The organism is Candidatus Amarolinea dominans (assembly GCA_016719785.1).
Taxonomy (GTDB): Bacteria; Chloroflexota; Anaerolineae; order SSC4; family Amarolineaceae; genus Amarolinea; species Amarolinea dominans.
Genome location: JADJYJ010000003.1, coordinates 407,326 through 426,021, shown reverse-complemented (window position 1 = coordinate 426,021; position 18,696 = coordinate 407,326). Strand labels below are relative to the sequence as shown.

At 63.6% G+C, this 18,696-nt stretch carries 2 protein-coding genes; both read left to right on the top strand.

Translation table 11 applies throughout. The features are described 5' to 3' along the window. Nucleotides 1-138: 138 nt before the first annotated feature. Nucleotides 139-10,476 carry a hypothetical protein gene (locus IPM84_05230; protein ID MBK9092170.1) on the top strand — a complete coding sequence of 3,446 codons (10,338 nt, stop codon included), beginning with the start codon at nucleotides 139-141 and terminating at the stop codon, nucleotides 10,474-10,476. Nucleotides 10,477-10,779: 303 nt separating this feature from the next. Then, entirely contained in the window at nucleotides 10,780-17,061 is a 6,282-nt protein-coding gene (locus IPM84_05225) for a hypothetical protein (protein MBK9092169.1), read from the top strand. The last annotated feature ends 1,635 nt before the right edge of the window (nucleotides 17,062-18,696 follow it).

Genomic DNA, 18,696 nt, shown 5'->3' with positions numbered 1-18,696 from the left:
AGCGCCAACCGGACAAGGCAACCTGGCTGAAGAAGGTGACCTGGTGACAAGGAGCGGGGCGTCCCACGCCCCATTTGCGATCGGTTATGCGAGCGCCTGTGGGCGCAAGGTGCAGTGATACGACGATTGGAGGCTTAGATGAGCGCTGGATTTATGCTTGTTTCAGGTCGTAATGCCCCGTTGGCCCGTCTCTCCCAGAAAATGCGCACGCCTCTGCTGCTGATCTTCATCTTGCTCCTGCTGGGCGGGCTGGCGCTGCCTGCGGTGACGTTCACTGGTCTGCCCGGCCGGCCAGGCCAGGCAGACACCGCCGGCCAGCCTGCCACGGTGCAAACCCTGGCAGATTTACCCACGCCGGCGCAGGCTGCCATCTCGGCCGCCATTGGCCGCGACCGGGCGACGTATCACACGGCAGTGCGAGACGACGGCAGTCTGACGCTCACCAACCCAGCCCAAAAGCTCGATGCCGTCTTCTCCGCGGACGCGGCGACGGTGCGCACCAGGGAGTTGGCCTGGAATCTGCTGCTGCGCGCCTGGGGCTTTGGCAATCAACTGCAAGCCGCTGCCCGCGTTGCGCCGCGCGCCACGGAGAACCGCGTGGAGTACGCGCGCGGCGCGCTCACCGAGTGGTATGTCAACGGCCCGCAGGGCGTGCAGCAGGGGTTCACCATCCACGCTCCGCCTCCCGCCCTCCAGGCGCCGCCCGACACCCTCACCCTGGCGCTTGCGCTCGACCCATGGCTGCAGGCGCAGCTCAGCGCAGACAAGCGCGGTTTGACCCTATCTGGCGCTGAAGGAACGACGCTGCGCTACAGCGGCCTGACCGCCTTCGATGCCGCGGGGCGTGAACTGACCGCGTGGCTCGAACTCCCCTCTCCAGCCAGGAGAGGGGCCGGGGGTGAGGTCCGCCTCCCCTCTCCAGCCAGGAGAGGGGCCGGGGGTGAGGTCTACCTCCCCTCTCCAGCCAGGAGAGGGGCCGGGGGTGAGGTCCACATCCGCGTGTCCGTCGCGGGCGCGCAGTATCCCATCACCGTAGACCCCTTCGTCGAGCAAGGCAGATTGATCGCGAGCGATAGGCAGAGTTACGATCTGTTCGGTTGGTCTGTCGCCATCAGCGGCGATGTCGTGGTTGTGGGGGCGTTCCAGGCCGATCCTGGCAGCGTGGGCGACGCGGGCGCGGCCTATGTGTTCGAGAAGCCGGGCGGCGGCTGGGCTGATATGACCCACACGGCCAAACTCACTGCCTCGGACAAGGCATGGAGCGACCAGTTCGGCTATTCCGTCGGCATCAGTGGGGATGTGGTGGTCGTAGGGGCGCCTTATGCTGACCCCGACGGCGCAGACGAGGCCGGCGCAGCCTACGTGTTCGTGAAACCCGGCATCTGGACGGGAACCCTGACTGAGTCCGCCAAGCTGACTGCATCGGACAAAGTGACCGACGACTTCTTCGGTTACTCCGTTGCCATCAGCGGAGACACGTTGGTGGTGGGGGCGCTCTACGCTGCTCCCGGCGGCGTATCAGACGCGGGCGCCGCGTATGTGTTCACCAGGCCTGGCATCGGATGGTCGGGGAGTCTGACCGAGTCTGCCAAGCTGACCGCATCCAACAAGGCGATAAATGACCAACTCGGCAACTCGGTTGCCATCAGTGGTGACGCGGTGGTCGCAGGGGCGCGTCTCGCGGATCCTGGCGGCACAAGCAATGCCGGCGCGGCGTACGTGTTCGAGAAACCGGGCGGCGGGTGGCTGGGAACTCTGACCCAGGCTGCCATCTTGACCGCCTCCGACAGGGCGGCAAATGACTATTTTGGCTACGCCGTCGCCATCAGCGGGGATGTGGCCGTCGTTGGGGCCTATGCAGCCAATCCTGGCGGTGTGACCGACGCGGGCGCGGCCTACGTTTTTGTCAAGCCCGGCGGCGGATGGTCAGACATGACCGAGGCAGCCCGGCTCACCGCCTCCGATAGAGCGACGAGTGACTACTTCGGTATGTCAGTAGCTGTCAGCGGAGACATCGTGATTGTGGGAGCACCCTGGGACAACGAGCGCGGCGCGTTCGACGCTGGCTCAGCGTATGAATACCTGAAACCCGGCGGCGGGTGGTCGGGCGATCTGACCCAGACATCGAAATTTCTCCCTTCGGCCTGGTTCAACGAAGACTATTTTGGCCATTCCGTTGCGGTCAGCGGAAACACCGTGGTGGTGGGAGCGCCCTGGCAGACCTATGGTCTTTTGGATGATGCAGGTTCGGCGTATGTATTTGGCTACGTGGCGCCCACGCCAACGCCGACGTCCACGCCAACGCCAACCGATACGCCAACGCCGACCAACACCCCGACGCCAACCGATACCCCAACGCCGACCATCACGCCAACGCCGACCATCACCCCAACGCCGACCGATACGCCGACACCGACCATCACCCCAACGCCAACCGCCACACTGATATCTACTCACACCCCCACGCCGGCTGTTTTCGGCTCTTTGCTGGCGTATTGGAGATTTGACGAAGGCGCGGGAAGCAGTGTGGCGGATGATGCGGGCAACGCGCATACGCTGACCTTGTATGACAGCCCGGCGTGGACAAGCGACAGCGCGCCCGTCGCGTTTGCCAATCCCTACGCGCTCACGTTCGATGGTTCTTCCCAATACGGGGCTGCGGCGGGAACGATTGACCTGGCCAACCGATCCTTTAGCGTGGCCATGTGGGTGAAACGTGCTCGCACGGATACAGGCGAATACTTTTTCAGCCAGGGGACCAGCCACAGCGCCAATCAAGCGCTTCACATTGGCTTCCGCTCCTCAAATTACTTCACCTGCGCATTTTATGCCAATGATCTGAACACAACGACGGCCACGGCCGACACTGACTGGCACCACTACGTCTGCACCTATGACGCGGCCAGCAACAGCCGCAAAGCATATAAGGATGGCGTGCTGGTGGGGAGCGATACTGCCACCGCGGACTTCGCCGGCGGCGGCGTTGTGTACATCGGACAGCGGCCGCTAGGCTTTGGATCACTCGCGGGCAGCATGGATGAGACGCGCATTTACAACGACGTTTTGACGCCAGATCAGGTTCAAGCGCTTGCCGAAGGCAATCCGACACACATCACCACACCAACCTCCTCGCCGACTACTACGCAGACCCCAACCATTACCCAAACCCCGACCCATACGCCAACGCCGACGCCGACCGTCACCCCGACCCACACCCCGACGCCGACGGCTACTTTGGCGGCCACCGCCATGTGCATGTATCTCACGAACAATGCCAACTCCTACCTGATCCGGGCCAACTCGGAGGGCGCGGGCGGCGTTAATTTGGGCAATCTCGGCGGCGGGTTAGGCATCGCGCTGGACACGGCGGCCGGCAAGATGTATATCGCCAATACAAGCAGCAACACCGTCACCCGCGCCAATCTGGACGGCACGGGCAGAGAGAATCTAGGCAATCTCAGCGGCACGCTGAACTCTTCGTCAGGTATTGCGCTGGACACGACGGGTGGCAAGATGTACATCGTGAACACGGGCAACAACACTGTCAGCCGCGCCAACCTGGACGGCACGGGCGGCGTCAGCCTGGGCAACCTCGGCGGCCTGTTGTACGACCCGCGCGGCATCGCGCTAGATGTCGCGGCCGGCAAGATGTATATCACCAACTATTTCACCGTCAGCCGGGCCAACCTGGACGGTACGAATCCCGAAAATCTGGGTACCCTCGGCGGCATGGTATTCGCACCGTGGGGCATCGCGCTGGATGTGGCCGGCGGCAAGATGTACATTGCGAACATGGACGCCATCCTTCGTGCCAACCTGGACGGCACGGGCGGTGTCAGCCTGGGCGATCTCGGCGGCTCGCTGAGTTACCCGCGCGGCATTGCGCTGGATGTGGCGAGCAGCAAGATGTACGTTGTGGACGCCAGTGACGACATCGTCAGCCGGGCGCATCTGGACGGCACGGGCGTCGTCAGCCTGAGCAACCCCGGCGGCCTGTTGAACAACCCGGTTGGCATCGCGCTGGCCTCGGGCGATTGCCCGCCGTTCGTCCCCACCCCCACCCCCTCGCATACGCCGACGATCACGCCGACCGCCACGCCGACGGCAGGCCCCACCGCCTCCGCCCCCGCGGCCTGTCTATACATCACCGACAACAGCAACAGCATCATCGTCCGCGTCAGTTCGGACGGCTCTGATCCCGTCAACCTGGGCGGTTTCGGCGGTTTGTTGTGGCGGCCCGCGGGCATTGGCCTGGACGCGACGAATGGAAAGATGTATGTCTCGAGTACATCCTACTACCAGAAAATTATCCAGGGCAATCTCGACGGGACGGGCGGCGTTAGCCTCGGAGTGGTTTCGTTCCTCGACTCCGACTACGATGTAGCGGTGGATACCGCGGGCGGGAAAGCGTACATCGTCAATTATGTAAGCAGCCGTATTGTGCGCATGAACCTGGACGGGACCAATGCGGAGAACCTGGGCGACCTCGGCGGCCTCGTGAACTGGCCGCGTGGCATTGCGCTGGACGTGGCCGCCGGCAAGATGTACATCACCAATGCTGGCAACTACGTCATCATCCAGGCCAACCTGGACGGCACAGGCGCAGTCAACCTGGGCGACCTCAACGGGACGCTGTCTCAACCGTCGGGCATTGCCCTCGATATCGCCGCTGGCAAGATGTACGTCACCAACACTTTCAACAACACGATCAGCCGGGCCAACCTGGACGGCACGGGCGGGGTCAGCCTGGGCAACCTGGGCGGCACGCTGAACCAACCGTTCGGCCTTGCCCTGGACACGGCCAACGACAAAATGTATGTCACGAACGCCGGCAACGAGACAGTCACACGGGCGAACCTGGACGGTACGGGCGGCACGAATATGGGCAATCCCGGCGGCCTGTTGAGCGGCGCCTTCCGCATTGCCCTGAATACGGGCAACTGCCCCCTGTTCGTTCCCACCTCCACCCCCACCATCACCCCCACGCCGACCGTCACCCCCACGCCGACCGTCACCCCCACCCTGGCGCCGACCGTACCCCCATCTGCAATGTGTCTATACGTCGCCAACTACGGCAGCCGCACCGTGGCCCGCGCCAACTGGGACGTCTCCGGCGCCGAAAACCTGGGCGGTTCGAGCGGCAGTCTCGATCAGCCGTATGGCATCGCGCTGGATCTCACAGCTAATAAGATGTACGTGACGAACTATGACAGTAACACCATCAGCCGGGGCAACCTGGACGGCAGCGGCGGCGAGAGCCTGGGCGACCTGAACGGCCTGCTGGACGGACCCTACGGCATTGCGCTCGATACGGCCGCGGGCAAGATGGTCGTGGTCAACTACGGCGACAGCACTGTGATTCGCGCCAACCTCGACGGCACGGGCGGCGTCAGCCTGGGTGATCTGGGCGGGCTGCTCGACTCTCCGCTAGGGATTGCACTGGACTTGAGCGCGGGTAAGATGTATATCGCCAACTACGGCGACAACAACATCATCCGCGCCAACCTGGACGGCACGAATCCCGAAGACCTGGGCGACCTCGGCGGCAACCTGGACGATCCCTATGACGTCGCCCTGGACGTGGCCGCCGGCAAACTCTATGTCGCCAACTACGACAGCAGCAACATCATCCGGGCCAACCTGGACGGGACAAGCCCCGAAGATTTGGGCGACCTGGACGGCAATCTGAGTTACCCGACCGGCATTGCCCTGGACGTGGCCGGCGGCAAGATGGTCGTCACCGATGAAGACGGCTACGTCGTGCGCGCCAACCTGGACGGCAGCGGCGGCGAATACCTGGGCGACCTCGACGGCCTGATCAGTTACCCTTACGATATCGCCCTGGATGTGACGAACGGCAAGATGTACGTTCCCGATTATTATGACGCCGTCGTCCGCGCCAACCTGGACGGCAGCGGCGGCGAAGACCTGGGCGATCTCGGCAGCCCACTGGCGAAAAACTACGGCGTCGCCCTGGATGTGGCCGGCGGCAAACTCTACGTGACCAACTACGACAACGATACCGTCAGCCGGGCCAACCTGGACGGCACGGGCGTGACCGGCCTGGGCGACCTGGGCAGCAACCTGAACAGACCCTACGGCATCGCACTCGATGTGAGCGCGGGCAAGATGGTCGTGACCAACTACGGCGACAGCACCGTCGTCCGCGCCAACCTGGACGGCACGGCCGCGGTCAACCTGGGCGACCTGGGCGGGCTGCTGAACAGTCCGCGCGGCGTCGCCCTCGATCTGGGCGCGGGCAAGATGTATATCGCCAATTACGACGGGACGAACATCGTACGCGCCAACCTGGACGGCTCGAACCCCGAAGACCTGGGCAATTTTGGCGGCAATCTGACCAGCCCGTATGACATCGCCCTCGACGTGGCCGCGGGCAAGCTGTACGTTGCCAACTACGGCAGCAGCAACATCCTGCGCGCCAACCTGGATGGCACAGGCGCCGAAGACCTGGGCAACCTGGGCGGCCTGCTGGGCTATCCGACCGGCATTGCACTGGACGTAGCGGCCAACAAGATGTACATCACCGATGATAATAACGTCGTTCTCCGGGCCGAGCTGAACGGCCAGGGCGGCGTGGATTTGGGCGATCTGAACGGAACCCTGGGCACGCCCTACGACATCGCCCTGGCCGATGGCTCCTGCGCCTCGCCCGGCACACCCACGCCCACCCCGCTGGTCACCAACACCCCGACGCCAACGGCAACCGCCACCCCGGCGCCGGCCACCGCAACGCCAACGGACACCCCGACGCCAACCGATACGCCGACGGTCACGGCGACTGCAACCCCGACTGACACCCCGACGGTCACGGCGACCGCACCCCCGACTGATACGCCAACCCCGACTGGCACCCCGGTTACGTTCACTGCGACCCCGACGGTCACGGCGACCGCGACCCCAACTGACACGCCAACCCCGACTGGCACCCCGGTTCCGTTCACTGCGACCCCGACGGCCGCGCCGACTGACACGCTAACCCCGACCGTCACCCCGCTGCCGCCCACCGCGACCCCGACCGCCACGCCTGTGCCGCCCACCGCGACCCCGACCGCCACCCCGCTGCCGCCGACCGCGACCCCAACCGTCACGCCTGTGCCGCCGACCGCGACCCCGACCAACACGCCGGTGCCGCCGACGGCCACCCCGACCGCCACGCCGGTGCCGCCGACGGCCACTCCGACCGACACGCCCGTGCCGCCCACCGCGACCCCAACTGACACAGCGACGGCCACGTCAACCGCCACCCCGACCGCCACGCCGGTGCCGCCGACGGCCACCCCGACCGCCACGCCGGTGCCGCCGACCGCGACCCCAACCGACACCCCCGTGCCGCCGACGGCCACCCCGACCGCCACGCCTGTGCCGCCGACGGCCACTCCAACCGACACCCCCGTGCCGCCCACCGCGACTCTAACTGACACAGCGACGGCCACCGCGACCCCGACCGCCACGCCGGTGCCGCCCACCGCCACCCCAACCAACACGCCCGTGCCGCCCACCGCGACCCCAACCAACACCCCCGTGTCAACGCCAACACCGACGGCCACCCGTACCGTGACCTCAACGGCCACACCAACCTCTACGCCGACCACCACCCCCACCGTTAGCCCAACGCCCGCGTCAACGCCGCCCGTCTGTCAGGTTAGCCCGCCCGGAACGTTTACGAGCAGGACGACGGCCCACGGCTTGGGCAGCAACCAGACCTGGGGCGCTTACGCCGATGGCGCCCTGGTGTATGTCGCAACCGCCAACGGTCTCGCCATCTCCACCAACGGCGGCGCTTCTTTCGTCAACCGTACCACCGCCAACGGCCTGGGCCACAATGATGTGCGCGGCGTCCATGCCCTGGGCAGCACGGTCTACGCCGCAACCCTGGGCGGCCTGGCGATCTCGACCGACGGCGGCGTCACCTTCACCAACAAGACCACCGTCGCGGGTCTCGGCCACAACAGTGTCAAGGGCGTGTTCGCCAACGGCAGCACGGTCTACGCGGCGACCGCGGGCGGCCTCGCCATCTCCACCGATGGCGGCGCTGCGTTCAGCAACCGCACCACCGCCAACAGCCTGGGCAGCAACGACGTCAACGGCGTGGCCGTCAACGGCAGCGCGGTCTACGTCGCCACCACCGCCGGCCTCTCCATCTCCACCGATGGCGGAGCGACCTTCAGCAACCGCACCACCGCTAACGGCCTGGGCAGCAACCTGGTGTTGGCCGCCGCAGTGCGCAACAACGCGGTGTATGCGGGTACCCAGTCGGGCCTTTCGATCACAACCAACGGCGGCGCCTCTTTTGTCAACCGGCTCGGCAACTCCGGCTCGACCAACAACGACGTCCGCGGCGTCTCGGCTATCGGCAACGCCGTTTACGCGGCCACCCGTCGCGGCGTCTATGCGTCAACCGACGGCGGGACGACTTTCACCAACCGCACCACCGCCAACGGTCTGGGCAGCAACGACGTTCGCGGCGTCTTCGTCAACGATATCGTCTATGCGGCCACCAATGGCGGTGGGTTGGCCGTTGGCAACTGCGCCACAGCCACGCCAACGCCCACAGCTACGCCGACCGCCGCGCCCGGCCCCATCGCCACTGTGGTGGTTGACGCCGGCGTCGCAGCCACCCTGACCTACACCGCGACCTCCGGGATGCAGATCACGGTGGAGGTTCCCGGCGACGCGGTGACGCAAACGACCACCCTGACCATGCAGGAAGTCGGCTCTCAGCCATCGGCGCCGGTCGGCTTCCAGTTTGCCGGTCATGCTTTCACCCTGGACGCCTCGGTCAACAGCGTGTTGCAGCCCGGCTTCGTCTTCCAGGCGCCGGTCACCGTCACCCTGGATTATGCCGACAGCGACCTGGTCGGGCTGGATGAGAACACCCTGATGCTCTCCTACTTCGACACCGCCGCTAACCAGTGGTCTTCCGCCGGCATCACACTCATCGAGCGTGACACTGTCAATAATCGCCTGGTTGTGACCATCAGTCACCTCTCGCTGTTCGCGGCTATCGGCGCCCCGCCGTTGCCCACCGCCACCCCAACGGCAACCCCCACGGCCACAGGCACGCCGACCCGCACCCCGACGATCACGCCAACCCCAACCGTCACGCCGACGGCTACCCCCACGGCCACACCAGGCGCGCCGCTGAGCTTCACGGCCAACGGCTTCGCCACCGGCATCATCACCTACACCACCGCCACGGCCGGACAGTCCTTCAGCGTGAGCTTCTACGTCTCGGACGATACCGTGCTGAGCAGCGGCGATGAACGCACGTCGGTGGTGACGATCGTGCCGGCCGCAACCGTGGGCAGCAAGCAGTTCGCCCTCGGTACCGAAATCGTGCTGCCGGTGGTGGACACGGACCGGGACTACTATCTGCTGGCGGTCTCCTCGCTGGGCCACACCGCGGTCTTCGACGGGGTCTATCACCTGGGCGCATCCCCGGTCTATGTGCATGGCGGAGACCTGACCGGCGACAGCGTAACGATCAGCGGCGATGGGACGATCATCAACGTGACGTTCAATGGCAGCAGCTATGCCTATGCGACCAGTGACGTGACGGCCCTGTCGGTGCGCACGCACGGCGGCGACGACAGCGACGATGCCTCTGGACTGACTGTGTCCCGACCTTCCATGCTGTTCGGCGGAGTGGGCAACGATCAACTGACAGGCGGGGCGGGCAACGACCTGCTGCGCGGCGGCGCCGGCAATGACACCCTGACCGGCGGCGTGGGCGATGATACCCTGGCCGGTGCAGAGGGCGACGATAGCCTGAACGGCGGTGACGGCAACGACACGTTGGTTGGCCGCGATGGCAACGACACCCTCGACGGCGGTGCGGGCAACGACACCGCCAGCTACCAGGTGGCGTCGGCGGGCATTGCCCTTGACCTGGGCGCGGGCGTGGCAAGCAACGACGGCTTTGGCAACAGCGATGTGCTGGTGGTGGGGACCATCGAGAATGTCAACGGCTCCAACTTCGACGATGTCATCAGCGGCGACGGCAACGCCAACCGCTTGAACGGCAACAATGGCAGCGACACCCTGGCCGGCGGCGACGGCGCAGACACGATCAACGGCGGCAATGGCAACGATCTGCTGGCTGGGGATGGCGGGGACGATGCCCTCTACGGCAACGCGGGCAACGACACCATGAACGGCGGCGACGGCAATGATACGCTGGTTGGCGGCACGGAAAGCGGGCCGAACGATGACATCATGAACGGCGGCAATGGCAACGACACCCTCTCTGGACAGGTCGGCAACGACACCCTCGATGGCGGCGCCGGCGCGGACAAGGTGTTTGGCGACGCGGGCAACGACATCCTCTACGCCGGCGGCGGCTGCGGCGGCGACGGCGCCCTCGACACAGTCAAGGGCGGCAGCGGCGCCGACACCGCGTACGATGTGCTCAGCGGACCGGATGCGGTCAATTCCGTCGAGAGCGTGGTCTGTTAGCGACGAATCCTTGGTAGCAAAGTTGGGGCGATCAGCGGTCGTCCACAGAGCCGGTCGCACGACCGGCTCTGTTTTTTGTGAGAAGCCGGTACTATACGTAAGCGAAAAGTCCTGGTTTATAGTATTGGTGTCAAGCCACGGAGCAACCGATGCTCTGCATGTTCCACAGTTGGTTTGATGCCTCCCGTATGTTTTTCAGCCAGCAAGCAAGTGAAAACGAGTCAATGCTGCCTGCCTGTCGGACTATTTTGTCTTCGCCACGGCAGCTGACCAGGAAGAAGAGTGCGACGATCGGAGATTCAGATGAACGCCAAATCTATGCAGTTTTCAACAATCTATACCCCGTTGGCCAATCTGCCCATGAAAATGAGCAAGCCTATCCTGCTGATCTGCACCCTCATCCTGGTGTGCGGACTGGCGCTGCCGGCGGTGGCTGTAGCGTCTTCCTATTCTTCACCCACCATTGACGGCATGGTGAACGATCTGACCGAGTGGAAGATAGACGATCGGCTTGGCGAAAACAACAACGTCGCCTATTTCGTAACGTGGGACGACAATTACCTGTACGTTGGCATTAGAGGCGGCGAAGGCGATGCCGACAAATACAATGTCCTGATTGACACGGACCCGAATGACACCGGCACCGCCAATGATGGCGCCGGCGGCAGCGCCGCGGCGTTTGCCGGCGCCTTCTTCGGTGACGATGGCAAGCCGGACTATGCCATCCAGGCCACCGTCGCGGGGATGCAGTACGATGCCAGCGGCTCGGGCAGTGGCTGGAACGGCGATTGGAATTCCGGCGCAACCGTGGTGGGCAATGGCGCGTGCAGCGGCGTCATGAATTGCGTCGAGTTTCAAATTCCGTGGAGCAACATCGGGCTGTGGTCTCGCAACGCTTCCGTGGGCCTGTATCTCTATGCCTCGTATGACGAATACCCGAACGAAAAGACCTACTCGGTCTGGCCGCCTTCCAACGCCACGCAGACCAGCGGCACGGCTGCCTATATGTCAACCCAGGTCTATTTTTTCACGACAGACGGCAATCGTTCAGCCCGCACCTACGGCGCACATAAAGGCAACGAGACCCAATTAAATGCCGACGGCAATTTTTCGCTGCTCGACTATTTTGTCCTGGTTACCGTTACCAGCGGCGGCGGCGCGGGTTGTAACGTCAGGGCGGATGTGCTGGGCAACTGGGACTCTGGCCAGAGCGTCGGCCGGCGAACCTATTCCCTCACCGCGAGCGGCTGCTCGCCCACCGCGAACATTACGCTCAAATATATGGATGGTGACTATCAGACTCTGAGCGAACTGAATGGACACAGCGAAAGCTCTCTGAAACTCTGGCGCTGGACCGGCTCTACTTGGGATACCGGGGGACTCACGTTCATGGATGCGCCTTACAACCGGCTCTCCAAGACTGGCGTTACGCTACCCTCGACCTGGGGGTTCGGCAGCGATGAGCAGGCGCGCGCCGATGCCTGCCAGACCTATACCCCATCATCTTTCACGAGCCTCTTGAGCACTGCCTTCGCTGAAGGCGTTTTTGTCAGCGGCAGCAAGGTTTACGTGGCGACCGGCTCCGACGGGGTTTATCTCTCCACCGACGGCGGCAGCACCTTCACTCACAAAACGACCGCCAACGGCCTGGGGCACAACCAGACTTACGGCATCTACGGCATCGAAAACACGGTCTATGTGGCGACGTTTGGCGGCCTGTCCATCTCCACCGACGGCGGCGCCACCTTTACCAATAGAACCACCGCTAACGGTTTGGGAAACAATACGATTGACGGCCTCTTTGTCAACGGCAACGCCATCTACGCCGCGACAGTCAGCGGCTTGTCCATTTCGACCGACGGCGGCAATACGTTTGTCAACCGGACGACCGCCGAGGGCCTGGGCAACAACTATCTCCGCGACGTGCATGCCGACGGCAATATGGTCTATGTGGCGACCTGGGGCGGCGGCCTGTCCATCTCGACCGATGGCGGCAGCACCTTTCGCACCAAGACCACGGCCGATGGCCTGGGTCAGCTTCACATCCTGTCGGTCTACGCCGATGGCAACACGGTGCTTGCAGGAACCTACAGTGCAGGTCTCTCCATCTCCACCAACGGCGGCAGCTCCTTTGTGACCGCTACGACCGCCAATGGCTTGGGGGGTAACGAAGTTGCCGGCGTCTACGCCAGCGGCAGTGTCCTATTTGCGGCGACAAATAATGGCCTGTCCATCTCCACCGATGGCGGCAGCAATTTCAGCAACCGGACCACCGCCCACGGCTTGGGGAGCAATTCGACCTACGGTGTCTATGGCCACGACAGCGCGCTCTATGTCGGAACCACTTCAGGGCTGTCCGTCGGCGCTTGCCAGGCGGCCACGCCCACGCCGACCAACACCCCTGTGGCAGTCCCACCGTACGCGTTGGTGAGCGAGGGCTTCGAGGGCGCCGCCTTCCCCCCCACCGGCTGGAGCGTTGACTCATCGGGCGCCTGCACGTGGAGTCGCGTCACGTCCGGCAGCAATCCCAACCAGACGCCTCACACCGGCGCGGCCGAAGCGCGCTTCAATTCTTATGACTGTGCGGCCGGCGCCGAAAGGCAACTCATCTTGCCCACACAAGATATGAGTGTATCTGGCGCCTACATCCTCTATTTCTGGATGTATCACGACCCCGGCTACGACAATTACGCTGATCGCCTGCAGATTCAGGTCTCGACCAATGGCGGTGGAACGTACAGCAACGTCGGCCCGACCTTCGCCCGCTACAGCGCGTCCACCGGCTGGAGCCAGCACAGCCTGAACTTGAATGTGTACGCCGGGCAAGCTGCGGTTGTGGTGGCGATCGAGGGCCTCTCGGAATACGGCAACGACATCTACCTGGACGATGTCGAACTGCGCGGGCCTGCGCCCAACACCCCGACGCCCACGCTGACACCCACGCCCACGATCACGCCCACGCCGACTAACACGCCCGTACCTCCTCCTTACGCGCTGGTCAGCGAGGGCTTCGAGGGCGCCGCCTTCCCCCCCACCGGCTGGAGCGTTGACTCATCGGGCGTCTGCGCGTGGAGCCGCGTCACCTCCGGCAGCAATCCCAGCCAGACGCCTCACACCGGCGCGGCCGAAGCGCGCTTCAATTCTTATGACTGTGCGGCCGGCGCCGAAAGGCAACTCATCTTGCCCACACAAGATATGAGTGTATCTGGCGCCTACATCCTCTATTTCTGGATGTATCACGACCCCGGCTACGACAATTACGCTGATCGCCTGCAGATTCAGGTCTCGACCAATGGCGGTGGAACGTACAGCGACGTCGGCGCGACCATCGCCCGCTACAGCGTGTCTAGCGGCTGGAGCCAGCACAGCCTGAACTTGAATGTGTACGCCGGGCAAGCTGCGGTTGTGGTGGCGATCGAGGGCCTCTCGGAATACGGCAACAACATCTACCTGGACGATGTCGAACTGCGCGGACCGGCGCCCGGCACTCCAACGCCGACGCGGACCCCGACGCACACCAACACGCCTGCACCTACAGGAACCCCGACGCCAACCAACACCGCAACCTCCACACCCACCGCCACCCCGACGGCCACGCCCACGACTGAGGCACCCAACTGCGACCTCTATCCGCCCGCCTCATTCATCAACAAGACGACCGACGACGGCCTGGGCGACGCCCAAGTGAATAATGTCTATGTCAGCGGCAATACGATCTATGCGGCAACCTTCAATGGCCTATCCCTCTCAACCGACGGCGGCGCCACCTTCAGCAATCGCACCACAGCTAACGGCTTGGGCAATAATGTTATAAAAGGGGTCTATACGGATGGCAACAACGTCTACGCGGCGACGTTTAGCGGGCTTTCCATTTCGTCCAATGGCGGCGCGAGCTTCAGCAACAAGACGACCGCCCACGGCTTGGGCAGCAATTACGTGTATGATGTTTATGCGGACGGGGGCAAAATCTATGTGGCGACCGGTTCGGGGGTTTCCATCTCTACGAACGGCGGCAGCACGTTCAACAACACGACCTATCACGGATTAGGCGGCAACTCTATTTCTGATATCTACGCTGACGCTAACGAAATCTACGCGGCGACCGATTATGGTCTGTCCATATCAATTGATGGCGGCAGCTCCTATCATAATGTATCCTACCTGTCAGGCGTAGCTGATGTGCATGGGAACAATGGCACGGTCTATGTGGCCTCCAATTATGATGTTTCTTTCACGAGCGACGCCGGCGTGAATATCGGATCGTACTGGCTACCGGCTATGTATGTCAACGGTGTCTATGGTGGCGGTAACACGATCTATGCGGCCGCCAGCAATGGTTTGTTCATTGTGGCCGCCAGCAACGGCAGCTACACCATGTTAACCACGGACAGCGGCCTGGGCAGCAACAGTACCCGCGCGGTCTATTCCAGCGGCAGCGCGCTCTATGTTGCGACAGTGAACGGGTTAGCGATCGGCGCATGTAGCGCGCCTACGCCCACGCCCACACCCACGGCCACCCACACCCCAGGGCCGCCGACCGCCACGCCGACCCCGGCGGTCCTGGACGCGCCGCTTCTGGCGTACTGGAGGTTCGACGAAGGGACGGGGAGCAGCGTAGCAGATTCATCGGGCAACGGCCGTGACCTGACGCTCTACAACAGCCCGAGCTGGACAGGCAGCAGTGCGCCCCTGGCCTTCGCCAACCCCTACGCGCTGGCGTTGAATGGCAGCAGCCAATACGCGGCGGCGGCCGGGACGATCAACCTGGCGAACCAATCCTTCACCGTGGCCGTGTGGGCACAGCGTACCCGCACGGGCACGCAGGAGTTTCTGCTGAGCCAGGGGACGAGCGGCAGCGCCAATCAGACCTTGCAGGTGGGTTTCCGCAGCAACGACAACTTCACCTGCGCGTTCTGGGCCAACGACCTGGACACGACGACGGCCACCACCGATACGAACTGGCATCATTACGCCTGCACCTATGACGCGGCGAGTAACAGCCGCAAGGCGTACAAGGACGGCGCGCTGATCGGCAGCGACACGGCCAGCGCGGACTTTGCCGGCAGCGGCGCGGTGAACATCGGCCGGCTGGCGCCGACCGCCAATAACTATTTTGCGGGCAGCGTGGACGAAACGCGCATCTACGGCGCAGCGCTGAGCGCGACCGAGGTGACCGCGTTGGCGCAGGGCAACCCCGCGTACACCCCGACGCCGACGGCGACCGTCACGCCGACAGCCACTGCCACCGCAACGGCGACGTTCACGGCTACGCCGACGATCACCGGCACACCGCCCACCGCCACACCTGCTCCTACGGCGACGCCGACGCCGACCCTCACGCCGACGCCATCCGCCTGTGAACTCAATCCGCCCACTTCGTTCATCAACAAAACCACCGCCAATGGCCTCGGCAGCAGATTCGTTGAAAGCATCTACGTCAGCGATAGCGTAGTCTATGCTGGGACCAGCGGCGGCCTGGCGATTTCTACCGACGGCGGCAATACCTTCGTCAACAGGAGTACGGCTCACGGCCTCGGTCACACCTATGTCGCTGACGTGTATGTCAACGGCGGCACGCTCTATGGAGCGACCGCTGGCGGCTTATCCATCTCGACCGACGGCGGCGCCAGTTTCATCAACAAGACTACGGCCAACGGCCTCGGCAGCAACAGTGTTGATGGCGTGCATACCAACGGCAGCACGGTCTACGCCGCGACCTATGCCGGCTTGTCCATCTCGACCGATGGCGGCGCCAGTTTCATCAACAAGACCACGGCCGATGGCCTCGGCAGCAACAATGTCTATGGCGTGTTCGCCAGCGGCAGCACGGTCTACGCCGCGACCTATGGCGGCTTGTCCATCTCGACCGATGACGGCAACAGTTTCATTAACAAGACAACTGCCAATGGTTTGGGCAACAACTGGATTCAGGGCGTCTATGCCAGTGGCAGCACGGTCTATGCTGCGGTATATGGCGGCCTGTCTATCTCGACCGACGGCGGCAACACCTTTATCAATAGGACGACTGCCAGTGGCTTGGGCAGTGGTATCGTTTACAGGGTCTATGCCAGCGGGAATGCTGTCTATGCCGCAACATCTGGTGGCTTGAGCATCTCGACCAACGGTGGCAGCACTTTCATCAACAGGACGACTGCCAACGGTCTGGGTGATAACTTCGTCAATGCCGTCTATGCCAGTGGCACTACAGTCTATGCTGCAACCGATGGCGGTGCGTCCATTGGCGCGTGTGATACCCCCGCGCCTACAGCGACGAGTACGCCGACGCCCATGTCCACAACGACGAGCACGCCGACTCACACGCCCACACCGACGGCGACGCCAACTCACACCGACCGTCACGCCGACGACGACGCCAACGCCCATGCTGACCGGGACCCCAACCGTCACGAACACACCGACGACGCCAACGCCTATGCCGACGGCCACACCGACCCTCACCCCGACGCCGACGAACACGCCGCTCCCAACGGTCTGCGAACTCATTCCGCCGACTTCGTTCGTCAACAAGACCACTGCCAACGGTTTGGGCTACAACAATGTCTACGGCGTCTATGTCAGCGGTAGTACGGTCTATGCTGCGACTTATGGCGGCGGCCTGGCGATCTCGACCGACGGCGGCAACACCTTCGTCAGTAGAACTACCGCCAACGGCTTGGGCAGCAACCAGGTCAGCGACGTTTACGCCAGCGGCAGCATGGTGTATGCCGCGACGAGGAGCGGCCTGTCCATTTCCACCGACGGCGGCAGCAGCTTCACCAACAGAACGACCGCCGGCGGCTTGGGCAACGACTGGGTGAGGGGTGTCTATGCCAGCGGCGGCACGATCTACGCGGCAACCTGGGGAGGCGGCCTATCGGTCTCGACCGATGGCGGCGCTACGTTCACCAACCGGACTACCACGAACGGCTTGGGCAGCAACCATGTCACAGACGTGTATGTGAGCGGCAGCGCGGTCTACGCCGATACCTATAACGGCCTGTCCATCTCGACCGACGGCGGCGCCACCTTCACGAATTACTTGATCAGTAAATACGTTACCGGAGCATATGCCGGCAGCGGTGCGATCTATGCGGTGACGTGGGGCAGCGGTTTATACATCTCGACCGACGGCGGTAGTACTTTCGCCAACAAGACGACTGCCAACGGGATGGGTGATAACTATCTCTATGGCGTTTATGCCAGCGGCAGCACGATCTATGCTGCGACGGCAATCGGCCTGTCTATCTCGACCGACGGCAGCAGCTTTGCCAACAAGACCACTGCGGACGGTTTGGGTCATAACCAGGTCTATGGCGTTCATGTCACGGCCAGCGCGGTCTATGTCGCCACGCAAGGCGGCTTGTCCATCGGCGGTTGCGGCCCCCCGACGCCCACGCCGACGAGTACGCCGACCGCCACGTCAACGGACACGCCGACGGCGACTCCAACTCGCACGCCGACACGGACGCCCATGCCCACAGCGACGAGCACGCCGACCCACACGCCCACACCGACGGTGACCCCAACCAATACGTCGGCGCTCGCTTGCGAACTCATTCCGCCCACTTCGTTCGTCAACAAGACCACTGCCAACGGTTTGGGCTACAACAATGTCCTTGGCGTCTATGTCAGCGGCAGTACGGTCTATGCTGCGACCTATGGCGGCGGCCTGGCGATCTCGACCGACGGCGGCAATGCCTTCGTCAGTAGAACGACCGCCAACGGCTTGGGCAGCAACCAGGTCAGCGACGTTTACGCCAGCGGCAGCATGGTGTATGCCGCGACGGGGAGCGGCCTGTCCATCTCCACCGACGGCGGCAGCAGCTTCACCAACAGAACGACCGCCGGCGGCTTGGGCAACGACTGGGTGAAGGGTGTCTATGCCAGCGGCGGCACGATCTACGCGGCGACATGGGGAGGCGGCCTATCGGTCTCGACCGATGGCGGGGCTACGTTCACCAACCGGACCACCACGAACGGCTTGGGCAGCAACTATGTCACGGACGTGTATGTGAGCGGTAGCGCGGTCTACGCCGCGACCTATGGCGGCCTGTCCATCTCGACCGACGGCGGCGCCACCTTCACGAATTACTTGGGCGGTAGGTACGTTACCGGAGCATATGCCGGCAGCGGTATGATTTATGCGGCAACGCGGAGCAACGGTTTGTACATCTCGACCGATGGCGGTAGTACTTTCGCCAACAAGACGACTGCCAACGG

Coding starts and splice junctions, on each gene's coding strand:
- IPM84_05230 (MBK9092170.1), top strand. CDS start 139: ATGAGCGCTGGATTTATGCTTGTTTCAGGTCGTAATGCCCCGTTGGCC.
- IPM84_05225 (MBK9092169.1), top strand. CDS start 10,780: ATGAACGCCAAATCTATGCAGTTTTCAACAATCTATACCCCGTTGGCC.